This window comes from Streptomyces sp. NRRL S-920, from assembly GCF_000717945.1.
Taxonomy (GTDB): domain Bacteria; phylum Actinomycetota; class Actinomycetes; order Streptomycetales; family Streptomycetaceae; genus Streptomyces; species Streptomyces alboniger.
The window spans coordinates 63017-88557 of record NZ_JODF01000023.1; the positions used below are offsets into that span (position 1 = coordinate 63017).

Genomic DNA, 25541 nt, shown 5'->3' on the forward strand with positions numbered 1-25541 from the left:
CAGGGGGCTCAGTCATGACCGTTCAGAGGACTCCGCGCGTGGCACGGGTGAGGGGGCCTTGGCCGCGCCTCACGTTGGCGCCGCCCAGCGCGTAGGCACCGGCCAGCATGGCGACGGCACCGCTGCCGACGCCCACCGCGATCGCCTTGCGGTTCTTGAGCACCGTCCATGTCGTCGTCGCCGCTTGCAGCGTCTTCCCCGGCACGGCGGAAAGCAGTTCGCCGCCCGCCTTCGCCTTCTCACTGAGCGCCGCGCCCACAGACGTCACGCCTTCCCCCGCCTCGGCGGCCGATGACTTGACGCCACGGGCTGCGGAGCCGGTCTTGGCGGCGGCTGAGGAAGCAGTCCTGGACGCGGAACGGGCCGTGCCTCCTGCGGCCTTGGCCGCCGTGGTCTTGGCGTTCCCCGCCTTGGACCGGTCGGCCTTGTCTCCCGTCGAAGTGTCACCTACAGGGCTGGTTCCGTTTTTCGTCGATTCACTCATGCCCTCCGTCTGACCCCGTCCCACCGTTCGAAACAAACCCGTATCCGCCCATGGTCCTGAGCGGGCGGCTGGGCAGGTGCGGGCAGTTGACCTCGCGGGTGGTGGCCGGATCCGAACGCGATCGCCGTTCTGCGACACCCTTGCGAACAGCGGCGCGGACCGGCCGCCACGCCCGCGAAGTCCTCACCGAACACACGTCGGACCACTGAGAACGCATCCGTGCGGCAGCGGGAAAAGAACCCGAACCCATCCGGGCCCGCCCGCGCCCGCCGGAATCCCCCGTTGGCCTGAACCTCTCTGCCGATTCAAGCCATGGCGCACTAGACTCAGGGCGCATTAGCAACGGGGGAGGCCGAAGTTGTTGCGTGTCGCTTTAGTGAACATGCCATTCGCCGACTGGAATCGTCCGTCCTTCGCCCTGGGGCAGTTGTCGACTCTTATTCACCGGGAGTTCGACGACCGGGCGCGAGCGCACGTGTGCTATCTCAACCAGGACATGGCCGAATTCTTCGGGATACGCCTGTACGAGGCCCTCTCCATGAGTCACGATCACGTGGACACAGGGATCGGGGAGTGGCTGTTCCGGCACATCGCCTTTCCCGGCGAGGCCGACACCGCCGCCGAGTACTTTCAGCGCTACTACCGGGGTGCCCGGTGGGCCGACTTCCGTGCGCAGATCCTGTCGGCGCGCGACGGACTGCGGGAGTTCTGCGAGGAACTGATCGACCGCTACCGGCTCGACGAGGCGGACATCGTGGGGTTCAGCTCGATGTTCGCCCAGCATGTGCCGAGTATCGCCCTGGCGCGGCTGATCAAGGAGCGCAGCCCGCAGACGCTCGTCGTGCTCGGCGGGGCGAACTGCGAGGCACCCATGGGCTCGGTGATCGCCGAGCATGTGCCGACCGTCGACTTCGTCTTCTCCGGGCCCGCGCTGAACACCTTCGCCGAATTCTTGCAGTGTGTCCTCGACGAGGATCCGGAGCGCGCCGACACCGTCCCGGGAATCCTTTCCGAGCGGAACTGCCGAGACCCGCGCTTCCGCAAGGCCATCGGCGCGGAACGCGATATCGACGACTTCTTCCTGCCCGACTACGACAGCTTCTTCGGGGCGCTGGACAATCATCCGGAACTGCGGCGTACGGGTACCAGCAAACCCATGCTGTTCTTCGAGACGTCCCGCGGCTGCTGGTGGGGACAGCGTTCGCACTGCACCTTCTGCGGGCTGAACGGCGAAAGCATGGCGTTTCGGGCCATGGCTCCGGACCTGGCGATCCGGCAGTTCGAGTGGCTCTTCGGCTTCGCGCCCGCCTATACATCGCTCTTTTGCACGGACAACGTCATGCCACGCAATTACCCGCGTGAGGTCTTTCCTCGGCTCGATCCGCCGCCGGGGGCCGAGATCTTCTACGAGGTCAAGCTCCCCCTGAGCCGTCAGGACCTGCGCGCCATGACGGACGCGGGCGTCACCGTCGTCCAGCCCGGCATCGAGGCGCTCGCCTCCTCGACGCTCAAACTGATGGGCAAGGGCACCACCGCGTTCCAGAACTTGCAGTTCCTCAAGAACTGCGAGGAGTTCGGGATCAAGCCCGAGTGGAACCTGCTGATCGGCTTCCCCGGCGAGGACCCGGCGGTCTACCGCAAGTACACCGAGGAGCTGCGGGACTTCGTCCACCTGGTGCCGCCGCACGGCGTGTACATGGTGCGCTTCGACCGCTTCAGCCCCTACTTCAAGCGGAGCGACGAGTACGGGCTCGCCCTGAAGCCGGTGGACTACTACTCCCTCACGTATCCCTTCGACGAGTCGGCGCTGGCCGATCTCGCGTACTTCTTCGCCGACCAGAACCTGGCGCCGTACATGCTCGACGCGGTCGAGTGGCACGACGAGTTGAGCGGTCTTGTCACCCAGTGGCGTGCGGCCTGGTACGGCGAGGACGGAGCGGCCCGTCGCGAGCTGCGGCTGGTCGCTGATGACGACGGCCGGCTCACGGTCCGTGACTCCCGTTCCGGGGCTCTGCGGACGCACCCGGTCGACGCGGCGACGGGCCGGCTGCTGCGGCGCCTGTCCTCGCCGGCCAAGCCCGAGCAACTGGCCCGGGACTGGCCCGAGGGGCCGGACGACCTGCGGCAACGCCTGGACACCCTCACCGAGCGGCGTTTCCTCTTCGCGGAGAACGGCCGGGTGATGAGCCTGGTGCTGACCGGCGAGGACGGCGAGATCGAGGAACCCGCCCGGGAAGAGCCCGCCACGGTCGGCTCCCGGCGGTTGCTGCCGCTGCTGTCGGAAACACCGCGATGACGGCCGGGACCAGCCCGATGCTCCCGCTGGTCGTCGAGGGGCACGGCGAGTCGGCCGTCGAACGGCTGCGCACCCGACGGGAAGAACTCCGCACCGCGCTGCGCGAACGCGGCGCGCTGCTGCTGCGCGGCTTCGACGTCGGGGGCGCCGACGGCTTCGCGGACATCGTCCGCATGCTCTCCGGCGAGCTGCTGCCGTACACCGAGCGTTCCTCCCCCCGGAGCGTGATCAAGGGGAACGTCTACACGTCCACCGACTATCCGCCCGGCGAAGAGATCTTCCTGCACAACGAGAACTCGTACCAGGCGAGTTGGCCGCTGACCCTGTACTTCCACTGTGTGCGCCCGCCGCTGAGCCGGGGCGCCACCCCGCTGGCCGACACCAGGCGGGTGCTGGCCGCCATCGACGACGAGGTGCGCCAGGAGTTCGCCCGGCGCGGCTGGACGGTCGTACGCAACTACGGCGACCTGGTCGGCCTGCCGTGGCAGGAGGCGTTCGCCACCGAGGACCGCGCGGAGGTCGAGCGGTACTGCCGGGAGCGGGACATCGAGGCGCAGTGGCTGCCCGGCGGCGGGCTGCGCACCCAGGCGGCACGGAAGGCCGTGCACCGGCATCCGGTGACCGGCGAGCCGGTGTGGTTCAACCACGCGACGATCTTCCACGCCACCACGCTGCCGGCGTCGGTGCGGATCGGGCTGCTGGAGATGCTGGGCGAGGAGAACCTCCCCAGCCAGACCTACTACGGCGACGGCGGACCGATCCCGGACGCCGTCATGGACCATCTCCGGGCCTGCTACCGAGCCGCGGCGACCCGCTTCGACTACCGTGCGGACGACGTCCTGGTGATCGACAACATGCTGGTCTCGCACGGCCGCGAGCCGTTCACGGGGCCCCGCCGGATCGCGGTCGCCATGGCGGAGCCGTACACCCCCCACCGCTAGCCCCAGGACGGAAGACCCTCGTATGTTCGCGCGTTCGCTTCGGTCCAACCGGGACTTCTCCATCTTCTGGGCGGTCCAGGCGCTGTCCGAGGTCGGCAACGCGTTCTCGCTGGTGGCGCTTCCCCTGCTGGTGCTGCACACCACCGGGTCAGCGGCACAGATGGGGCTGCTCACGGCCGTCGCGGGCGCCACCGCGCTGCTCACCGGTCTGGTGGGCGGCTCCTGGGCCGACCGCTTCGACCGGCGGCGGCTGCTGATGCTGTGCGACGCCGCCCGGCTGGTGCTGTACGGCGCGATCCCGGTCTGCTGGGCCCTGAACCCGCAGATCTGGCTGCTGTACGTGGTCATGGCGCTGGCGTCCGTCTTCGAGACGTTGTTCCGGATCACTTATGTCACCGCTGTGCCGAACCTCGTCGACAAGGAGCAGATCGTCGCGGCGAACGGCCGGCTGGAGGCGACCAACGCGATCGCCTACATCGCGGGCCCGGCGCTGGCCGGTGTGGTGGCCGGATTGTTCGGGCCCACGGCCGCGGTCGCCATCAACGCGGGCAGCTTCGGGATCTCTCTCGTGGGGTTGGCCTTCATCAGGCTCAGGCCCAGCGTGCGCTCGCCGGGCGACGAGGCGGAGAACAAGGCGGCCTGGGCCCAGGACCTGCGCTCCGGGTTCCTGGTCGGCGCCGCGTTCCTGTGGCGCACGCCGGTGCTGAGGGCCCTCACCATGCTGCTGACGGTCACCACCTTCCTCAGCCTGGGCATGACCGACGTCTTCATCTACCACCTGCGGCACGGCCTCGGGCAGGACGAGCGCACGGTGGGCTACGTCCTCGCGCTGGCCGGGCTCGGCACCTGCGTGGCCGCCGCCGCGACCGCATGGCTGCGCCGCTCCTGGGGGTTCGGCCCCTGCTGGCTCGGCGCGATGAGTCTGTGCTCGGTGTCGGTGCTGGTGCTGGGCGTCACCGGGCAGGTGCCTGTGGCGGCCCTGACGATCTGTCTCTACTCCTTCGGCATGGCACTGGCGGGCGTCTGCTCGATGTCCCTGCGGCAGCAGGTCACGCCGGACCATCTGCTCGGCCGGGTCACCTCCGCGTTCTGGACGATCCACGGCAGCCTCGCGCCCCTCGGCGCGGCTCTGCTCACCGCCCTGGTCGGCAGGCTGGGGACCCGCGGGCCGCTGACCGCGGTGGCGGTCGTCTTCCTGGCCGTGGTGGTGGCCGCCGCCTTCACTCCCATTCGACAGCGCCGACCGGAGCAGACCGCCGTACCCCTCCCGCCCACACAGTCCGCTGACGCGCCGCTACCACGAGAGGAGAGTCACGGGGATGACGCCGAAGCCCGACGATGACGACCGGCAGTACGACCTGGAAGAACGACCGATGCCCCGCACCGCGGGGGCGCCCCGGCTGCCGCTCTCCCAGGGCCAGAAAAGGCTGTGGTACCTGGAGCGGAACGCCGTCGCCGCCCCGGTCCACCACGTGTCCGCCGCCACTCTCATCGAGGGCCCACTGGACGCCGGACGACTGGCGTCCGCCCTGCGGGACCCCGTCTCCCGCCACGAACTGCTCCGCAGTACCTTCGACGACCGCGGGGACGGGCCACGCCGCACCGTCCATGCGACGGCCGAGGTACCGCTGCGGCGACTGGACCTCGCGGAAAAATCCACGTCGGGGACGGACGCCCGGGGCGTATCCGAGCCCGAGGCGGAACTGCGCCGCGTACTGGCCGAGGAGAGCGCCCGGCCCTTCGCCCTCGACCGCGGGCCCGCGCTGCGTGCCACCCTGGTGCGCACCGGCGAGGAGCGGCACGTGCTGCTGCTCACCGCGCACCGCATCGTCGCCGACCGGGCCTCGCTCACGGTGCTGGAGCATGAACTGGCCTGCGCTTACGCGGCATTGGGCGGGGATCCGGCGCTGCCCCCGCTCTCGCACGCGGACCAGGCGACTCCGGAGCGGGAAACCCGGCACGAAGATCTCGCTTACTGGAAACGGAAGTTGGCGGGCCTTCCCCCGCTCGACCTGGCGCTCGACCTGCCGCTCGACCGGACCCGGCCGAGGATACCGACCGGCCGTGCGACGGGCCGAGGGCTGGACCTCGACACCCGATCTGCCAAGGCCCTGCGACGGCTCGCCCGCGAGGAAGGCGTACCGGCGTGGACGGTGCCGGCGGCCGCCTTCGCCGTGCTGCTGGCGCGCTGGACGGGTCGGCACGACGTGGTGTTCGGCACGCCCCTGGACCGTCGTCCGCCCACGTCCGCGAGGACGGCATTCGGACCTTACGAGGATCTGCTTCCGTTGCGGGTCGATCTGACGGGCCGTCCCTCCTTACGGGAGGCGGTGCGTCGCGTCGCACACGCCCGGGACGAGGCGGAGCGGCACACCGGCGTCACCTTCGGACAACTCGTTCAACTCTGCGAGCAGGAGCAGGAGCAGGACGTGCGCCGCCACCCGCTCTGCCAGGCGGTCTTCGCCGTGACGGGGGACGTGACGGGGGAGCGGCGTACAGGCTTCACCGCGGCGGGTCTCACCACGTCTCAGCTCACCCTGGACGACGCGACCGTCCCCTACGACCTCCAGTGCACGGTGACTGATGACGGCGGCGGCCACGTTGGCGATGGCGGCGGCGAGGGTCGGGGCGGTCTCGGGGCCGAGATGCGCCTGGCGTCCGACCTGTGGGTGCCGGAGTCGGCCGACCGCATGGCGAGCGCCTACCGCACACTGCTCACCGCCCTCGCCGAGACCCCCGACCGGCGGACCACGGAGATTCCCCTGCTGTCACCCGAGGACCGCGCCCGGCTCGACGCCTGGAACGCCACCGACCGCCCCCTGCCCGAACCGGCCACCGTGGACGGCCTGTTCCTCGCGTTCGCAGAACGCGCCCCGCAGACTCTCGCCCTCACCGACCGCACCGGATCCTGGACGTACGAGCAGTTACGGGGGCGGGCCGACCGTGTCGCACAGACCCTGATCGCGGCCGGCGTCACCCCGGACTCCGCCGTCGCCCTGCACATGCGACGCTCCGCCGACCTGGTCACAGGCATGCTCGGCGTACTCCTGGCCGGCGGCGCCCCCCTCGTCCTCGACCCCGGCCACCCCGAGGAACGGCTGCGGTCCATGGCCGACGACGCCGAGATCTCGGCCGTCCTCGGCCCCGCCGAACCGCCCGCCTGGCTGCACGGCCTGGGCGTACCGGTACTGCGGCTCACCGACGCGGACCACGACAGCCCCGCGGCCGCGGGCACGGAACCGGAACACGTCAGGCCCTGCCCCGTCGGCCCGCCTCCGCGCTCCCGCTCCCACCCCCTCGGCCTGGCCGCGGTGGTGCACACCTCCGGTTCGACCGGGCGGCCCAAAGCTGTCGGGATACCCCATCGGGCCGTCGTGCGGCTGATCACCGCGACCGACTACGTGTCCATCGGCCCCGGCGACGTACTCCTGCACCTCGGTGACCCGGCCTTCGACATCACCGCCTTCGAGGTGTGGGGCGCGCTGTGCAACGGCGCCCGAGTGGACGTGCTCCCCGGCGACGAACCCCTCGGACCCGACGAGGTGCTTACCGCGCTGCGCGAGCTGCGGCCGACGATCGTCGCCCTCACCGGCACCCTCTTCAACCGGGTGGCCGACATCGACCCGAGAGCCTTCGGCGGGCTGCGCCACCTGTTCGTCGTCGGAGAGGTGATGGACCCCCGCCGCACCCGCGCTGTGCTGCACAGCGGCGCGCCGCCCGAGCACCTGCACAACGGGTACGGCCCGAGCGAGAACGCGACGTTCTCCACGACCCACCTGGTGGACCGGCTGCCCGAGGACGCCCCGAGCGTGCCCATCGGCTCCGCGCTCACCAACACCACGCTGCACGTGCTGGACCAGGAGCTGTGCCCCGTGCCGATCGGGGTGACCGGCGAGTTGTACGTCGGTGGGCCCGGGGTCGCCCGGGGTTACCTGGGCCGCCCGGGCCGCACCGCGGAGCGCTTCCTGCCGGATCCGTTCGCCTCCCGGCCGGGGGCGCTGATGTACCGCACCGGAGACCTGGTGCGAAGGCTGCCGGACGGGGCGTTGGACTTCCTCGGCCGTGCCGACCAGCAGGTGAAGATCCGGGGCTACCGCATCGAGCCGGGGGAGGTCGAGGCGGCGCTGCTGGACCGCGACGACGTGCGTGAATGCGTCGTACGGGCGGTCGACGTCGCCGGGGACCGGCGGCTCGTCGCCTACGTCGTCCCCGGGCCGGGGTGCCGCCCGTCCCCGCCGGAGCTGCTGGGCGGGCTGCGCGAGCGGCTGCCGTCGCACATGGTGCCCGGCCATGTCGTCATGCTCGACGAACTGCCCACGACACCCAGCGGGAAGATCGACGGACGGGCGCTGCCCGGCATTGCCGAGGGCGCGGGCGACCCGCCGGACATCGGCACCGTGCCACCGAGGACGGCGACGGAGCGCGCCCTGTGGGACATCTGGGCGGATGCCCTGCGCGTGCGGTCCTTCGGGGTGCACGACAGCTTCTTCCTCATCGGCGGTCACTCGCTGCTGGCCTCCGTGGTGCGCGCCTCGGTCCGCGAACGGCTCGGGGTGACCCTGCCGTTGCGCACCCTGTTCGACGTACCGACCCTGGCCGGGCTCGCCGTCGAGGTCGAGCGGGCCGCCGACGAGGCAGCGGCCGTGGCAGTGTCCGCGCGAGCGGATGACGGCGCGGAACAACTCGACGGCCTGGTCGCCGAATTGGAGCGGCTCGCCGAGTCCCGGCGCGCCGATGAACGAGCGGGGGGATCCGCATGACGCACACCACCGGGACGGCCGACGCGATCGACGCGGATCTGCGGGGCAGGATCGAACGCCTCCCCGCCGGGCAACGGGCCCTGCTGCGCCAACGCCTGTGGGAGCGGGGCGCCCCGACCGGACTGCCCGCCCTGGACGACGACGGAGAGGCCCCCGCGTCCTTCACCCAGCGCCGGATGGCGTTCCTGTCCGGACTGGATCCGGACAGCCCGGCCTACCACAGCCCCGTCGTGCACCGCCTCACCGGACCACTGGACGACACCGCCCTCGAAGCCGCCCTCAACGACCTGCTGCGCCACCACGCCGTCCTGCGCACGGTCCTTCCGGTCCGCGACGGCCGTACCGTGCAGCGAGTCCTGCCGCACCGGCAGCACGCGCTGCCCGTCGTCGACCTGTCCGCGCTTCCCGCGCACGAACGGCGGGCGCAGGCCGAGCGGCTCGCGCGGGCGGACGCCGAGGAGCCCTTCGACCTGGCCGAGGGACCGCTGCTGAGGTACCGGCTGCTCCGCCTCGCCACCGACGACGCGGTTCTGGTGCTCACCTTCCACCACGCCGTCATCGACGGCTGGTCCGTGGACGTCTTCCTGAGCCAGCTGGGCACCGCGTACGGGGCGCGCCTGGACGGGCAGGCACCCGAACTGCCCGCCCACACGGTGGAGTACGCCGAGTACGCCCGCTGGCAGCACGAGTGGGCCGAGGGCGCCGAGGCCGCCGCCCAGTTGGACTACTGGGAACGTCGACTGGCCGGCGCCCCGGACCCGATGCCGCTGCCGGCCGACCGCCCCCGGCCCGAGCGCCCCGAGGGACGCGCCGAGTCCACGGTGTTCACCGTCCCCGCACCGGTGACCGACGAGTTGCGGAAGGTCTCCGCGCGCAGCGGCGGCACCCTGTTCATGGTGCTGCTCGCGGCGTTCCAGATCGTGCTCGCCCGGTACGGCGGCCACGACGACGTGGTGGTCGGCACCCCCGTCGCCAACCGGCGCTACCGCGGCTTCCACGATCTGGTCGGCTTCTTCGCCAACTCGGTCCCGCTGCGCTCGCGGGTCGCACCGAAGGCGTCCTTCGAGGACTTCCTCGCCGAGGTCCGTACGACGTGCCTGGAGGCGTACGAGAACCAGGACGTGCCCCTCGACCTGGTGGCCCGGCGGCTGCACCCGGAGCGCAGCCCCGGCAGGAACCCGATCTACCAGGTCAACTTCACCCTGCACAACACGCCACCGCGTCCAATTCGCACCCTGCCGGGCGGGGTCGGTCTGGTCCCACTGGACCACCTGGACCACCTGGACCACGACGCCGCCCGCTTCGACCTCGACCTGAACGTCTGGGAGACCGACACCGGACTGGAGGGCCGGCTCATCCACGCCACGGACCTGTTCGACACGGCGACCGGCGAACGGCTCGCCCGATCGCTGGGTGTCCTGCTCGACGCCGTGGCCGCCGCCCCCGACACACGGATCGGCGAGCTGCCGCTGCTGACGGCCTCGGAGCGCGAGCAGATCCTGCGCGAGGGCCAGGGCGCACCTGCCGACCGCCCCCAGGACACCCGCGTGGACCGGCTCATCGCCGAGCGAGCCCGCGCCACCCCCGACGCGGTGGCCGTGTCGGCGCCGGGCCGCACCGACCTGACCTTCCGAGACCTCGACCACCGGGCCAACGGCCTCGCCCACCGGCTGCGCGGCCTCGGCGCAGGTCCCGGCCGCGTCGTCGCGGTGCTGCTGCCCCGCACGCCCGAGGCGCTGGTCGTGCTGCTCGCCGTACTGAAGAGCGGCGCCGCGTACGTGGCGCTCGACCCGGCCTATCCGAAGGCCCGGCGCGATCACATGCTGCACGACAGCGAGGCCGTCCTGCTGGTCACCGACGCACGACCGGAGGACCCGGCGGTCCTTGCCGTCCCGGACATCCCGACCCTCGTGGTGAACCCGGACAAGGTCGCCGAGGAGGCGACCGGCGCCCCGCCGGAAGGTGCCGGCGGGCCCGACGACCTGATGTACCTGATGTACACCTCCGGCTCGACCGGCGGGCCCAAGGGCGCCATGCTCTCCCACCGCCAAGTCGCCAACTACCTGCTGTGGGCGGTGGAGACGTACCTGCCGCCCGAGGCGGACGGCGCCGTCCCCGTGCACTCCTCGCTCTCCTTCGATCTGACCGTGACGAGCCTCTTCGCCCCCCTGCTGGCCGGCCGGCGCCTGCTGCTCGCCGACGACCGCGGCACACCCGGCGAGGCCCTGCGCGCCTCGGCCGAGGCGGACACCGGCCTCGCCTTCGTCAAGCTCACTCCCTCGCACCTGAGGATGCTGGAGGGCTCCACGGCCCCCGCCCGTGCCGCGGCGTGGACCCGCACCCTGATCGTCGGCGGTGAGGAGCTGCACGAGGAGCAGCTCGCGGCCTGGCGCACGGGGACCGGAGCGCCCCGGATCGTCAACGAGTACGGCCCGACGGAGACCGCCGTGGCCTGCGCCGCGTACGACAGCGCGCACCCGGTCGGCGGCTTCGGCCGCGTGCCGATCGGCAGGCCCGTGCACCACACGCGGCTGTACGTGCTCGACGAGGCGATGAACCCGGTGCCACCGGGAGCGCCCGGAGAGCTGTACGTCGGCGGGGCGGGCGTCTGCCACGGCTACTGGAACCGCCCCGGCCTGACGGCGGAACGATTCGTCCCCGACCCCTTCGGCGCCGAGCCGGGCGGACGCCTGTACCGGACCGGTGACCGGGTGCGCCGGACGGCCGGCGGAGACCTCGAATACCTGGGCCGCCTCGACGACCAGGTGAAGATACGCGGTCACCGGGTCGAACCGCGGGAAGTGGCCGCCGAGCTGACCCGGGACCCGGCGGTCCGGGAGGCCGCCGTGATCGTGCACGGCCCCACCCCCGAATCCCGGCAGCTGGTCGCCTTCGTCAGCCCCGACACCGGCGTCGGCGCACCGTCGGACGCGGCGGCCGAGACGGACTGGGTGAGCCGATGGCAGACGCTGTACGAGAACACCTACAGCGGCGCGGAGCACCCCGCCGACCCGTCGTTCGACCTGGCCGGCTGGAACAGCAGCTACACCAGCGAGCCGATCGAGGCCGACGCGATGCGCGAGTGGCTCGACGCCACGGTCGAGCGCATACGCGCGCTGCGGCCGAAGCGGGCCCTGGAGATCGGCTGCGGCACCGGCCTGATCCTCACCCGGGTCGCCCCCGACTGCGACTTCTACCAGGTCGTGGACCTGTCCGAGCAGGTCGTCGAACGGCTGCGGCGACAGATCGGCACCACCGTCGCACCCGAGCGGATCGGGCTGCGGACCGCCCCCGCCCATCTCGCGATCCACCCGGGCGAGACGTACGACACCGTGATCCTGAACTCCGTGGTCCAGTACTTCCCGTCCGTGGACTACCTGTTGGCGGTCCTGGAGCGGGCGATCGACGCGCTGCCCCTCGGCGGCCGGGTGTTCCTCGGCGACCTGCGCAACCTCGCCCTCCTGGACGCCTTCCACGCCTCCGTCGCCGCCCACCGCGCGAAGCCGGGCACCACCGACGCCGTCCTGCGTGCCGAGACGACCTGGCGCGGGGAGACCGAGAACGAACTCTGCCTCGACCCCCGCCTCTTCGGCGCACTGACCGCACGGTGGCCGCGGGTCGGCTCGGTCAAGGTCCTGCCGAAACGGGGAACGGCCGACAACGAACTGACCCGGTACCGCTACGACGTCGTACTCACCATCACCGGCGAGCTTACGGCGGACGAAGACCCCGAGGCCGGGCCGGCCGGGCCACCGCCGGAACGGGACTGGCAGGCGGAGGGCCTGGACGCCGACGGCCTGGACGCGCTGCTCGGCGCCGAACACCCCGACCGGCTCGTCCTGCGCGCCATCCCCAACGCCCGGCTGACGGGAGACCTGCGGCTGCTGGCCCGGCTCTCCGGTGCCGCGCCGGACACCGTACGGCCGGGCGCCGACCCGGAGGAGCTGTGCCGCCTGGCCGCGAGCCACGGGTACGAAGCCGAACCGAGCTGGGCCGAGGGACGGCCCGACGGCTCCTACGACCTGCTGCTGCACCGCCGGGGAACGCCGCCGACGGCGCTGCCACCGGTCGTCACCGCCACGGAGCCGCACCGGCTCGCCACCGCGCCGCTGTGGCGCCCCGCGGCGCTCGCCGCACTGCCCGGCATCGAGTCCCGCCTCGCCGAACGCCTGCCCGAACCCCTTCTCCCCACCCGCTACGTCGTGCTGCGCCGGATCCCCCTCAACGCCAACGGCAAGGTCGACCGCGCCGCACTCACCGACCTGCCCCTGACCACTGAGGACGGCACCGGGGACCACGAGGAGCGGACCGAGGCCGAACTGACCCCCACGCAACGGCGGATGGCCGCCATCTGGAGCGAACTGCTCGGCCGCGACGGCATCCGCGCCGAGGACGACTTCTTCGACCTCGGCGGACACTCCCTGCTCACCTTCCGGCTCGTGTTCCGGCTGCGCGAGGAGTTCGAGGTGGAGGTGCCGATCCGCGGACCGTTCGACGCCTCGACACTCGGCGCGCTGGCCGCCCTCGTCGACGGCCTGGTCACCGAGAAGAACCGGCCCGTGCTGCCCGCGCTGGCCCCCGCCGAACGGGACGGGGCCGTACCGGCCTCCTTCGCCCAGGAACGCCTCTGGTTCCTCCACCAGATGGACCCGGACACCGCCCAATACAACTTCCCCGTCCTCGTCCGCCTCACGGGCGAACTCGACGTCGCCCTGCTGCGCCGGTCGTTGGCGGAGATCGTACGGCGGCACGAGGTGCTCAGGACCGTGCTCACCGCTCGTGACGGGCAGCCGTTCCAGACCGTACTGCCCGCCGAGCCGCCCGCGCTCCCGCTCACCGACCTGACCTCCTACCCGCCGGAGCAGCGGGAACAGGAGGCGCGACGGCTGGCCAGGGAGCAGTACGCCGAACCCTTCGACCTGGCCACCGGGCCCGTCCTGCGGGCCCGGCTGCTCCGACTGGACACGGCCGACCACGTACTGCTGCTGACGGCCCATCATGTGACGGTGGACGGCTGGTCCGCCGCCGTCCTGCTGGACGAACTGGCCGAGCTGTACACCGCGGGCCGCGAGCACCGGGCGCCCCGCCTGCCCGAACTGCCCGTGCAGTACGCGGACTACGCGGTCTGGCAGCGCAGGCTCGCCGACGCCGGCCACTTCGACCCTCTGGTGGATCACTGGACGGCACGCCTGCGGGGCATCCTCGACCTCCCGGGGCTGCCCCTGGACAGGCCGCGCCCGGCACACCCCGAAAAGCGGGGCGAGAGCCTGCGCTTCCGCATCCCGGCCCCGGCCACGGACGGCATGCGCACGCTGTGCCGGGAAGAGGACAGCACCCTGTTCATGGCGCTGCTCGCCGCCCTGTACGCGGTGGTGAACCGGCGGACCGGCGAGACCGATCTAGTGGTGGGCTCGGACGTCGCCGGCCGCTCCGACAGCAGGACCGAACCGCTGATCGGCTTCTTCGTCAACCAGATCGTGCTGCGCGCCGACCTCGCCGGCGCCCCGACCTGGCGCGAACTCCTGGGCCGCACCAAGGACGTGGCGCTGGAAGCCTACGCGCACCAGGACCTGCCGTTCGAGGAGGTCGTCAAGGCCCTCAGCCCGCCCCGCACCCGCAACCAGAGCCCGCTCTTCCAGATCAAACTGGTGCTCAACAACAACCGGCGGGCCACCGACGCCATGGCCGGCCTGCGGCTGAGCCCCTTCACGGCCGACCTCATCGACACCAGCCGCTTCGACGTCACCCTCGTCCTGGAGGAGGACGACGACGGGATCGCCGGGTTCCTCAACTACGACCCCGACCTCTTCGACGCGTCGACCATGGAGGAACTGAGCGAGCAGTACGTCGCCCTGGCCGCCGACATGGCCGCCCGCCCCGACACCTCGATCGCCGAAGCGCCCCTGCCCGCCACGGCGCCCACAGCCCGTCCCGCGCCGGGCAGGGCCAAGCGGCGCGGCCCCGGCGCCCTGCGCGGAATCAAGCCCACCAAGGTCACCGTGGACACGGACGAGGTGGTCGTACGGGAGCCGCTGCGGGACGGCGCCGATCTGCCGCTCGTGCTGCGCCCGGCCCGCCCGGACGTCGACCTGGAGACCTGGGCCCGCTCGCACCGCACCCGGCTCGACACCGATCTGGAACGGCACGGCGCCCTGCTCTTCCGGGGCTTCGCCGTCACCGACCCGGGCGCCCTGGAACGCTTCGCCTCCGTGTTCGTCGACGACCTCTTCGGCGAGAACGGCGAGCACCCGCGCGCCGCACTCGGCGGCAACGTCTACACGCCGGTGTTCTTCCCGCCCGAGGAGAAACTGCTCTGGCACAACGAGAACTCCTTCAACGACGAGGGCCCGTCCCGCATCTGGTTCTGCTGCGCCCGCCCGGCCGACACCGGCGGCGAGACACCCCTGGTCGACAGCCGCGCCGTCCACCGCAGGCTGGACCCGGCGCTGCGCGAGGAGTTCACCGCCAAGGGGGTCATGTACGTCCGCAACTACGGCACCGGACTCGGCCTCGACTGGCGGGACGTCTTCCGGACCGGGGACCGGGCCGAGGCCGAGGCCCGCTGCGCCCGACAGGGACTGCGCTACGAGTGGCACGGCGACCGGTTGCGCACCACCGCCGTACGGCCCGCCGTGCTGCGCCATCCACGCACCGGCGAGTGGTCCTGGTTCAACCAGGCACAGCACTGGCACACCGCCTGCCTCTCCGCGGAGGTACGGCAGTCGCTGCTGTCCACCATGGCCCCGGAGGAACTCCCGCGCAGCTGCCGGTTCGGCGACGGCACCGAGATACCCGACGAGGCGATGCACGAGATCCTGCGGGCCTACCGGGAGCTGGAGGTCTCCTTCCCCTGGCAACGCGGTGACGTGCTGCTGCTGGACAACATCCTCACCGCCCACGCCCGCAACCCCTTCCGCGGCGAGCGCGAACTCCTCGTCGCCATGGGCGACATGGTGAGGTACCAGTGACGGCGGAGGCGGAGCAGGTAGGGCGCGTGGAGGGGTTCCGGCTGTCGTTCCGCCAGCGGCGGCTGTGGGAGCTGGCAGAACGCGGCGTGCCGTCCTGGGCGCACGTGCTCGTCACCCTCGACGGCGAGCTGGACACGGACCGGCTCACGGCCGCCCTGCACGACACGGTGGCCCGCCACGAGATCCTCCGCTCGGTCTTCCAACGGGTGCCGGGCGCCCGCGACGCGCTGCTCGTCGTCCACGAAGCGGACCATCCTGGCCCACACTGGTCCCACACCGAGCTGGGCCACCTGGACGAGACAGCACGCCGCCGCAGGATCGACGAGGAGATCCGCGCCCGGCGGAAGCAGCCGCACGGCGGGCCGAACGACCCGGTGCTGCGGGCCGCCCTCTTCGCCCTCGGCCCCCGCCGCCACACGCTGCTGCTCACCACGAGCGCCCTGGCCGCGGACGGGCACACGCTGAGGCTGCTCGTCGACGAGCTGGCCGAGCGGTACGCGGGCACACCGCCCACCGACGAAGTGCTCCAGTACAGCCAGTTCGCCGAGTGGCAGCACCAGGAATTCAGCGAAGAACCACCCCACCACGCACCGGGCGCACCCACCTCACGGCTCTCCTTGCCGCTGCGTCGGCCTCCCGGCCCCGGCCTGCCCGAGCGCCGTACCGCCACCGCGCCCCTGCCGGACGCCGTCACGACGGCCGTCCACCACTACGCGCGGCGGCGGCGCGTGCGGCCGGGGGCCGTGCTGCTCGCCTGCTGGCAGACGCTGCTGGCCAGAGTCGGCGGACAGCCCGACATCACCGTCGACACGCTGCTCAGCGGCCGGGAGTTCGAGGAGACGGCCACCGCCCTCGGCCACTTCGCCCAGTGGGCGGAGATCCCCGCGCGGATCGACCCCGGTCTGGTCCTCGACGCCCTCGCCGCCCGCGCGGAACGCGCCCTGTCCGACGCCGAGGAGGCCCAGCCGGACACCCCGCCCTCCGGTGCCGCGCAGCAGACAGAGCGCGACATCGGCTTCCGCTGCGTCGACACCCCGGCCCCACGGAGCGCCGACGGCGTCGCCTTCGCCGTGGCCTGGGACGACGTCGAGACCGAGCCCCACGCCCTCCGCCTGACCTGCTCCCTGGGCGCGACGGAAGGCCGTACGACCTGGCACTACGACGGCCGGCAGTTCGACGACGCCTATGTCCGCACGCTCGCCGACCAGTACGCCGTACTCCTCGCCGAGCTGCTGGCCGCACCCGCCACCCCCGTGCGCGAGGCGAGCCTGCCTCCCGCGGCCGGCGCCGCCCGGCCGCGGGCCCACCCCCCTGAGCCGGCGGACGGCCGGTGCCTGCACGGCCTCGTCGAGCGGCAGGCCCGACGGACCCCCGACGCCCTCGCCGTCGTGGCCGGACCCGACCGGCTCACCTTCCGGGAACTCGACACGCGGGCGGACCGGTGGAGCGGCGTGCTGCGCGCCCGGGGCGTGCGCGTGGAAACCCCGGTGGCGGTGCGGGCGGCCCCTTCGGCCGCGCTGGTCGTCGCCCTGCTGGCCGTGCTCAAGGCCGGAGGGACGTATGTGCCGCTCGATCCGCTGCTCCCGCCGCTGCGGACCCGGGAACTGCTGGAGCGGGCCGGATGCCGCATGCTGCTCACCGACCGCCCGAATGAGGCGGTGGCGGCCGAGGGCGTCGCGTGTCTCGACCTGCGCGACCTGCCACCCGCCGGTACGGGCGCGGGAGCCGAACCCGGACCGTCGTGCGCGGCGGGCCCGGACCACCTCGCGTACATCATGTTCACCTCCGGCTCCTCCGGGACACCGAAGGGGGTGATGCTGCCCCACCGGGCCGTGTGCGACTACCTGCTGTGGAGCGCTCGAACGTACGTCGCTCCGGGCGCCGTTCGCGACGGCGGAGAGGGCGAGCACCGGGCCGACGGCGCGGACGGCCGGGGCGGAGCCATGGCGCACTCCTCGATCGGCTTCGACCTCACCGTGACGAGTCTGTTCCTGCCGCTCATCACAGGCCGCCCCGTCCTCCTCGACCCCGCCTGGCGGGACGTCCTCGCCCTCTCCGCGGACCTGGCCGACCGGACCGGCCTCGACCTGCTCAAGCTGACCCCGTCGCACCTGAAGGTCATCAACCAGTCCGTGGCACCAGGGCACTTGGCGGGCACCACCGGCTCCCTCGTCCTCGGCGGCGAGGCCCTCGACAGGAGTGCGGTCGACACCTGGACGACACACGCGCCGGGGACGAGGATCTTCAACGAGTACGGGCCGACCGAGACCGCCGTCGGCGTGTGCGTGCACGAGGTGGGCGTGCACGACGGCCCCGGCCCCGTGCCCATCGGCCGGCCCATGGACCACGCCGAGGTGCTCGTCCTGGACGAGAACCTCACCCCCGTGCCGGTGGGCGTGCCGGGTGAGATCTACATCGGCGGCACCAGCCTCGCCCGCGGCTATCTGGGCGCCCCCGCCGCCACCGCCGAACGGTTCGTACCCCACCCCTTCTCACCGGAGCCCGGCCGCCGGGTGTACCGCTCGGGCGACCTCGCCTGCGTCGGCCCGGACGGCCTGATCCGATACCTGGGCCGGATGGACGACCAGATCAAGGTCAACGGGGTGCGGGCGGAACCCGAGGAGATCCGCGCCGCGCTGCTGCGGAGCCCCGGCGTGCGGGACGCCGCCGTCGTCCTGGTCGCGGACGAGGAGTACGGCGACCACCTGGCCGCCTGTGTCGTCACCGACGACGTCCACGCCACGACGACGCGGGCCCTGCACGCCCACCTGGCCGAGCGGCTGCCGGCCCAGCTGGTGCCGCGAACGTACGCAAGGACCGAGGCGATACCCCTCACATCGAACGGCAAGGTGGACCAGGCCGCGGTGCGAGCCCTCGTCCAGGCCGGCAGCACCGGCTCCCCGGTCGCTGCGGCGGGCGGGGCCGGCACACCACCGGCCGACCGCGTGGAGGCCGCCGTGGCCAGGGTCTTCGAGGAACTGCTCGGTGTCGCCCCCGTCGGCGCGGACGACGACTTCTTCGCGCTCGGCGGCCACTCCCTGCTGGCCGTACGGCTGATCGCACGGCTCAACGGGGAGTTCCACGCCGAGCTACCGGTCCCCGTGCTCTTCTCGGAACCGGAGCCGGGGCCGGTAGTGGGGCCGGATCACGAGGTGGGGCGGTCCGCGCGGGCGGCCACGCCGAAGCACCTGGCCCGGCTGCTCAAGGCGCGCGACGCCGACCGGCACACGCTCCCGGACGACATCGTGCTCCTCAGGCCCGGGGGAGAGGGCACCACCCCTCTGTTCTGCGTCCACCCGGCGGGCGGCGAGGCCACCGGCTTCCGCCATCTCGCCGCCCGCCCCGAGCTGCGCGGCCCGCTGTACGCCCTCCAGACGTCGGCGGACGGCGCCGGCCACGAGGACCGGAGCGTCGAGGCGCTGGCCGCCCGCTATCTGGCGGCCGTAAGCAAGGTGGCGCCGACCGGCCCGTATCTGCTGCTGGGCTGGTCCATGGGCGGGCTCGTGGCCTTCGAAATGGCCCGGCTCCTCGAACTGCGCGGTGAGCGCGCCGAGATGCTCTTCCTCGTCGAGAGCTACCTCTCCGCACAGCTCCCGGAGTTCGACGAGGACGACGAGGCGGAGGAGCCGGGCCCCATAGCGGGGGAGACGCACATGAGCGCCGACGAGTCGCTCCGGCTCGACCTCCGACGACGCACCAACCGCGCCCATCTGCGGGCCGCCCGGGCCTACCGCCCGTCGCGGTACGCCGGCCCGGTCGCACTGGTCCAGGCCGAGAAACAGGAGGCGGACTTCCGGCACGCCGCGCTCCGCTCCTGGTCCGCTGTCTGCGCCCCGGCCCGGCTGACCCACCACGTCCTGGAAGGAGACCACCTGACCTTGTTCGAGCCGCCGTACGTGACAGAACTCGCCGCCCTGATCGACCGGATGACGCGGTAGTTCGGGCAAAAGGCCGGCTGCTACCTTGCGAAACCATGAGCGACAACGTGTACGTGGGCAACGCCGGCAAGGACGCGATGCTGGACCGGGGATGGCTGCTGGGGCATTTCAAGGACGCCTCCGATCCCCGTCACAGCGAGGACGTGGAGATCAAGTGGGGCGTCCACCCGCAGGGCGATGAGCGGGCCCAGTGGGTGACCGGCGAAGAGCGCACCGCCCTGCTGGTCCTCATCAGCGGCCGCTTCCGAGTCGAACTGCCCGGACGCAGCGTTCTCCTGGCCGAGCAGGGGGATTACGTGGTGTGGGGCCATGGCGTCGATCACTCCTGGATCGCGGAGGAGGAGTCCGTGGTGCTGACGGTCCGCTGGCCCTCGGTCCCCGGCTACAAGGTGACCGATGCCGATTCGGCTTCGTAGGGTTCTGTGTCCGAGAGGTCGCGGTGGCGCGTCTCTTCCGCACAGCCGAGGGCGATGACGGTGAGCAGGACGGCAGCCATCACGTAAAGGGCGATGGGCGCGGCGCTGTGGTACTCGGCGAGCAGGGCCGTGGCGATCAGCGGGGCCGGGGCGCCCGCGGCCACGGAGGAGAACTGGGCGCCGATCGACGCTCCGGAGTAGCGCATGCGGGTGGCGAACATCTCGGAGAAGAACGCCGCCTGCGGGGCGTACATCGCGCCGTGGAAGAGCAGGGCCACGGTGACTGCCGTGATCATCGTCGCGAAGGACTGCCGGTCGACCAGGGTGAAGAACGGATAGATCCAGATTCCCGTGCCGAGAGCGCCGATGAGGTAGACCGGGCGACGTCCGATCTTGTCGGAGAGGGCGCCCCACAAGGGGATCGTCACGAAGTGGACGGCGGAGGCGATCAGGACGGCGTTGAGGGCGTTCTGTCTGCTCGTGTCGGCATGCTCGGTGGCATATACGAGGATGAACGCGGTGACGACGTAGTAGGAGATGTTCTCCGCCATGCGGGTGCCCATGGCGATGAGGACATCGCGCCAGTGATCACGCAGTACGGCGAGGATGGGCGGCTTCTCGCGGACGGTGTGCTCGGCCGTGCGGCGCTCGGCTGCCGCGAGGGCGGCTTTGAACACGGGTGATTCATCGACGGAGAGCCGGATCCAGAGTCCGACGAGAACCAGCACGCCGGACAGCAGGAACGGCACACGCCACCCCCAGGAGTCGAACGCCGCGTCCGACAGCGTCGCCGTGAGGGTGGCGAGGACACCGGTGGCCAGGAGTTGCCCGGCCGGCGCTCCCGTCTGTGGCCACGAGGCCCAGAAGCCGCGCCGCGCGGCATCCCCGTGCTCCGCCACCAGCAGAACCGCCCCACCCCATTCCCCGCCCAGGGCGAAGCCCTGGACCAGACGCAACACGGTGAGGAGAAGGGGAGCGGCCGAGCCGACGGTGGCGTGGGTGGGGAGCAGGCCGATCAGGAAGGTCGCGCCGCCCATCATCAGCAGGCTGTACACCAGGAGCTTCTTGCGGCCCAGCCGGTCGCCGAAGTGGCCGAAGACGAGGGCGCCGAGGGGGCGGGCGGCGAAGCCGACGGCGTAGGTCAGGAAGGACAGGAGGGTGCCGACCAGGGGATCGGAGTCGGGGAAGAAGAGCTTGTTGAACACGAGTGCGGCGGCGGCGCCGTAGAGGAAGAAGTCGTACCACTCGATGGTGGTGCCGATGAGGCTGGCGGCCACGATCTTCTTCAGGCCCGTGGGGGCCGGGGCCTGTACTGCGGGTGGGGACGGCATGGGATGCACCACTTTCGGGACGGTGGCCGAACTTGTTCGCTGTCTCGCAACAGAGTGGATCGCCGGCCCGGATTCCGTTATGTGCGGGGCAGACACTGATCCCGCGGGGATGTCCTCGCCGAAGCCATAGCGGGCGGCCGGGGCATGCCGGAAGGGGCGCCTGTCAACGCCTGCTGACTCTCAACAGCCGCAGCGCTACCTGGATTTCGAGGAGGCGTTCCGGGTCGCGCCAGGCGGCGCCGAGGAGTTGGCTCACCCGGCCCAGGCGTTGGGTGACGGTGTTCACGTGGAGGTGCAGCTCGTGCGCGGTGTTGCGGGCGTGCTGGCCGGTACGGCAGTACGTGTCGAGGGTGTGCACGAGGTCGGAATGGTGGGTGCGGTCGTACGCGATGACCGGGCCGATGACGGATTCGATGAAGGCAGCGGTGGCCGGCTCGCCGCTGAAGAGGGCCCCGACGAACCCGAGTCCCCGGGTGTCGGCGATCTCACCGGTCCTGCCGAGGGCGACCAGGGCGTGCAGGCAGTTGTCCGCCTCACGGAAGGCGGCGGCGACGTGGCTCGGGTCCGCGGCCCGCGCGGTTCCGGCGGTGACGGGATGGCGTGAGGTACGCGCGAGTTCGTCGACGGCGCGGCGTGCCAGGTCCTGGGGGTCTTCACCCGGCAGCAGCAGGACGACGGTGTCGCGCCGGAACGTCGCGAGGCCGTGGGAGCGCCGGGCGATGGCCGCGGCGGCGGCGAAGACCCGCTCGCGTGGCTCGTCCTCGATCCGGGCCACCACCACGGTGCGGCAGGTGGTGAGGTCGACGCCGAGCAGGGCGGCCCGGTGCCGCAGGAGGTCGTAGTCCTTGCCGTGCGCGGCCAGCAGGTCGCCCAGCAGTTCGCCCCGTACGCGTGCCTCGGCCTCCGCCATGCGTCTGCGGGTGACGAGGACCAGGGAGGCCACCAGCGCGGCCCTCTCCAGGATGCGCCGGTCGGTGGCGTCGACCTGCGCGGTGGCGCTGAGGATGATCGTGCCGAGGGGCTCGGACTCGGTGATCAGGGGAACGGCACACCGTGTCGCGCGGATCACGGTGTGCCCCGCCTGCCAGGCCTCCGCGCTGAGCCGGCCGAGTTCGCCGGCCGGCACCGGGTCCTGACCGCAGGACCGGGCCACGACGGCGCCCTCCTCGTCCAGGACGACCACCGTGCCCTCGATCGCGGCCGCCGTCGCCTGCACGACCTCGTCGACGCCGTTGCCCTGGATGACCAGGCGGGTGAGGCGCTCATGGACCTCCGCGGTGCGTTCCAGGTCCGCCATGTGGGAGCTGATGGTGTCGTTGGCGACCCGCAGCTCCGACACGGCCTCCTGGGCGGCACTGAGCAGGCGGCTGTTCTCGATGGCCACGGCGGCGTGTGAGCCGAGCATCATCAGGACAGTGATGTCCCGGCTGCTGAACTCGCGCTGGCTGCGGTGAGCGGCCAGCAGGACCCCGATCACCCGCTGGTTGAGTTTGACCGGCACACCCAGCAAGGATTCGATGCGCTCCGCGGCGACGGTCTTGTCGATCTCGCAGGTATGGGTGAAGGAATCGTCGGTCAGGTACGAGGCGGCGAAGTACGGCTCGCCTGTCCGCGCCACGATTCCGCCGACCCCGGTGCCGACCGGCAGCCGCAGTTCGCGCAACAGACCGGAGATGTTGCCCGCGGCCGCCTTGATATAGCTGTCGCCGCGGTCGCGGTCGCTGAGGCTGATGTAGGCCAGGTCGCAGTCGAGCAGCCGCCGTGCCCGGTCGGCGATCGCTTGGAGGATGGGGTCGAGGGCCCTCAGGGAGGCCAGGTCGTTCGCGGTGTCGTTGAGCAGTTGCAGCTCCGCCTCGTTGCGGCGGTGCCGCAGGAGCTTCTCCCGGAGACGCAGCGCGATCGCCCGTTCCTGCTCCAGCGCGTCGAGGTGTCCGGGCGGCCGTCCCGCGGCGCGGGCCGACGTGAGCACCTCGTCGAAGGCTTCCAAGTCGGCGTCGCTGAGCAGCAGTTCCAGGAAAGACATGTCGTACGGCTGTGCCATCCGCCCTCCAGAGCTGTGCCGTCGCAGCCCGGCAAGTATGGCGCCGCATCGCCGGTGGGGCACCGGAGCGGTCCGCGGCGAACCACTTCCCTCCGCACAGGCGTCATCGCCACCCCTGCGGCGGGCCGGTCGGAGGGTTACGGCTCGACGAGTTACGGCTCGACGAGGTTGCGGCGAATGCCGTTCTCCAGGCGTTCCGCCACCTCCTCCCCCCGCTCGGGAGGCCAGGTCAGCAGCCCGCTTCCGGAGGCGCGGCCCCGGTGCCCGGCGTCGAGCGGCTTGTCGAGCGCGGGAAAGGTGACCGCGGCCGACAGGTGGGGCGCCAGACTGACGAGGATGTCCCTTGTCAGGTCAAGGCCGATGAAGTCCGCGTTCTCCATGGGGCCCACGGACGACCAGCGCAGCCCCAGGCTCGCCCGCATGACCGTGTCGATCGTCACCGGGTCGCACACTTCCTGCTCCAGCAGATGCAGTGCCTCCCGCACCAGTGCGAACTGGAGCCGGTTGCCGATGAATCCCGGGACATCGCGGTGCAGGCGCACCGTCGTCCTGCCCATTCCGTCCAGCAGGTCGCACGCCTCCTGCACGAACCGGCGGTCCGTTTCCGCGCCCGGCGCCACCTCGACCAGCGGAATGACATAGGGAGGGTTCCACCAGTGCACTCCCACCAGCCGTCGCGGGTGCCGCATGCCCTTGGCCACTTCGGTGAGCGAGAGCACCGAGGTGTTCGACCACACCGGCGTCCCGGCCGGAATCCTCGCTTCCAGTGCCTCGAGGACCTGCTGCTTGACGTCGAGTCGCTCGGGTACGGCTTCGAGGACGATGTCGACACCCACCGCCATGTCCGACAGGGTGTTCGCTGCCGTGATGCGTGCGGTGACCGGCCCGACGCCGGCCGGGGGCATGGCGCAGCGTTCGAGTGCGCGGGCGACGCGTTCATCGAGTGAGGCCAGGATCGCGGGATCCGCGTCGTACACGGCGACATGGTGCCCCGCCCGGGCGAGAGCGACGGCGATCCCGTGCCCCATGAGTCCGCCGCCGATGATGCCGAACCGAGTCATGTGCCTGACCTCCAGGACTGGGGGATGGGTGCGGTTCGGCGGAAGGCGGCGCACACGCCGACGGCTCTGCTCGCACGGCGGGCGGGCGGCCACGACGACCGCACGGCGCTGACGGCCCCCGCCGCGCCGCTACGACGGTAGGGCGCCGCTCCGGGGCGCTACGAGAGCAGCAGCGCACATAGGTGAGGCGATGGAGGTGTGCCGAGCGCCCACTCGGTGCTCCCGGGGCCAAGGTGCCGACGGCGCACGCCGGTTGTGCCGCCGCGCCTGCCGGCCACTGAGGCCGAGACGTAATGGCTGGAGCGGACACCGCGGGGGGTGAAAGACGTGTACTGCACCCATCTGCCTGCCGCGACCGGTGGTTCTAGCGTGCTCTGTGTCACACCCCCCAACCCCTGTCGGCGTAACTCCGAGTGTGAGCCGCACATGAGCGCTCGGCCCCCCGACAGTAAGGAGCACCCCCATGCTGTTTGCGTCCACCCGGCCCCGCGGGACGGCATCGACTCACACCGGCACCCGGCGAGCAGCCCGTACACGGTTGCTCAGCGCTTCCATCGCGGCCCTGCTGACCACGAGCCTGCTGGGCCTTGCCTCCCAGGAGTCCAGCGCGGCGCCCCGGTCGGCCTCCGCCGCCGCACACGACCCCGTGATCATGATCCCCGGCATGACCGGCTCACCGGCCAACATGAACGCCATGAAGTCCAACCTCCAGACCAACGGCTGGCCCACGAACCGGCTGTTCACCTGGACGGACAGCAGCTCGATGACGCAGGACCTGGCGAAGGCCGCGAAGGAACTCTCGGCCAAGGTCGATCTGGTCCGCGGCCAGACCGGGGCCGACAAGGTCGTCCTCGCCACCTGGTCCGCCTCCACCCTGGCCGCCCGGTACTACATCAAGAACCTCGACGGCGCGGACAAGGTCTCCCAGTACATAGGCTTCGCCGGACCTCAGCACGGCACCACCAACAACGGCTGCCAGTGGTACGTGGCCTGCCAGCAGTTCGCCTCCCCGAACACCCCCTTCCTCCAGGCCCTGAACAACCCCTCCGAAGTCCCCTTCAACGACAAGGTCGACTACCTCACGATCAGGTCGACCGCGGACTACAACGCCACACCGACCGACACCGCGAAGCTGGCCGGCGCAGATGAGAACTACCTGATGAGCGGGCCGACAGCTCCGAACCACCTCATGATCATCTCGAATGCCACGGCGTTGGCGAAGATGCGCTCGTTCATCACCGCGCACGAGAACGACTGACACACCGCCCGGTACTCCGCCGCCCGCGCCCCACCCCCTCCCCACGC

At 71.7% G+C, this 25541-nt stretch carries 12 protein-coding genes; 8 read left to right on the forward strand and 4 right to left on the reverse strand.

The features are described 5' to 3' along the window. Positions 1–22: 22 nt before the first annotated feature. Entirely contained in the window at positions 23–484 is a 462-nt protein-coding gene (locus tag IG54_RS42050) for a hypothetical protein (protein ID WP_158708885.1), read from the reverse strand. Between the two features lie 376 nt (positions 485–860). Between IG54_RS42050 and IG54_RS0118635 the strand changes: the two genes are divergently transcribed. The 7 genes from IG54_RS0118635 to IG54_RS0118665 are packed head-to-tail and all read left to right on the forward strand — an operon-like array spanning position 861 to position 19803. Then, entirely contained in the window at positions 861–2780 is a 1920-nt protein-coding gene (locus tag IG54_RS0118635) for a RiPP maturation radical SAM C-methyltransferase (protein ID WP_267883655.1), read from the forward strand. Beyond that, a complete protein-coding gene (locus tag IG54_RS0118640; RefSeq protein WP_030785077.1) occupies positions 2777–3721 on the forward strand; it encodes a TauD/TfdA family dioxygenase in 945 nt (314 codons plus the stop codon). Before IG54_RS0118635 ends, IG54_RS0118640 begins: the two co-directional genes overlap by 4 nt. Before the next feature lie 22 nt (positions 3722–3743). Continuing rightward, positions 3744–5063, forward strand: coding sequence for an MFS transporter (locus tag IG54_RS0118645; RefSeq protein ID WP_063756235.1), 1320 nt, complete (start codon positions 3744–3746; stop codon positions 5061–5063). Next, the gene (locus tag IG54_RS0118650) at positions 5041–8481 is read left to right on the forward strand and encodes a non-ribosomal peptide synthetase (protein ID WP_030785080.1); all 3441 of its coding nucleotides are present in this window, start codon (positions 5041–5043) and stop codon (positions 8479–8481) included. Before IG54_RS0118645 ends, IG54_RS0118650 begins: the two co-directional genes overlap by 23 nt. After that, on the forward strand, positions 8478–15449 hold the full coding sequence (locus IG54_RS0118655) for a non-ribosomal peptide synthetase (protein ID WP_051819649.1): 6972 nt from the start codon (positions 8478–8480) through the stop codon (positions 15447–15449). Before IG54_RS0118650 ends, IG54_RS0118655 begins: the two co-directional genes overlap by 4 nt. Next, entirely contained in the window at positions 15446–19387 is a 3942-nt protein-coding gene (locus IG54_RS0118660) for a non-ribosomal peptide synthetase (protein ID WP_030785084.1), read from the forward strand. Before IG54_RS0118655 ends, IG54_RS0118660 begins: the two co-directional genes overlap by 4 nt. Positions 19388–19422: 35 nt before the next feature. After that, positions 19423–19803, forward strand: a complete 381-nt coding sequence (locus IG54_RS0118665) for a hypothetical protein (protein WP_030785086.1) — start codon at positions 19423–19425, stop codon at positions 19801–19803. Here IG54_RS0118665 and IG54_RS0118670 read toward each other — a convergent pair. The 3 genes from IG54_RS0118670 to IG54_RS0118680 form a co-directional block, all read right to left on the reverse strand. Next, entirely contained in the window at positions 19770–21134 is a 1365-nt protein-coding gene (locus IG54_RS0118670; protein ID WP_030785089.1) for an MFS transporter, read from the reverse strand. The two genes, IG54_RS0118665 and IG54_RS0118670, sit on opposite strands and share 34 nt — an antisense overlap. A 163-nt stretch (positions 21135–21297) precedes the next feature. Beyond that, positions 21298–23175, reverse strand: coding sequence for a helix-turn-helix domain-containing protein (locus IG54_RS0118675; RefSeq protein WP_030785092.1), 1878 nt, complete (start codon positions 23173–23175; stop codon positions 21298–21300). A 152-nt stretch (positions 23176–23327) separates the two neighbouring features. Beyond that, positions 23328–24236, reverse strand: coding sequence for a 3-hydroxyacyl-CoA dehydrogenase family protein (locus tag IG54_RS0118680; RefSeq protein ID WP_030785098.1), 909 nt, complete (start codon positions 24234–24236; stop codon positions 23328–23330). A 463-nt stretch (positions 24237–24699) separates the two neighbouring features. On the opposite strand from IG54_RS0118680, the gene IG54_RS39280 reads away from it, so the two are divergent. Next, positions 24700–25494: an esterase/lipase family protein gene (locus IG54_RS39280; protein WP_106977037.1), complete on the forward strand. Its 795-nt coding sequence runs from the start codon at positions 24700–24702 to the stop codon at positions 25492–25494. Positions 25495–25541: the final 47 nt, after the last annotated feature.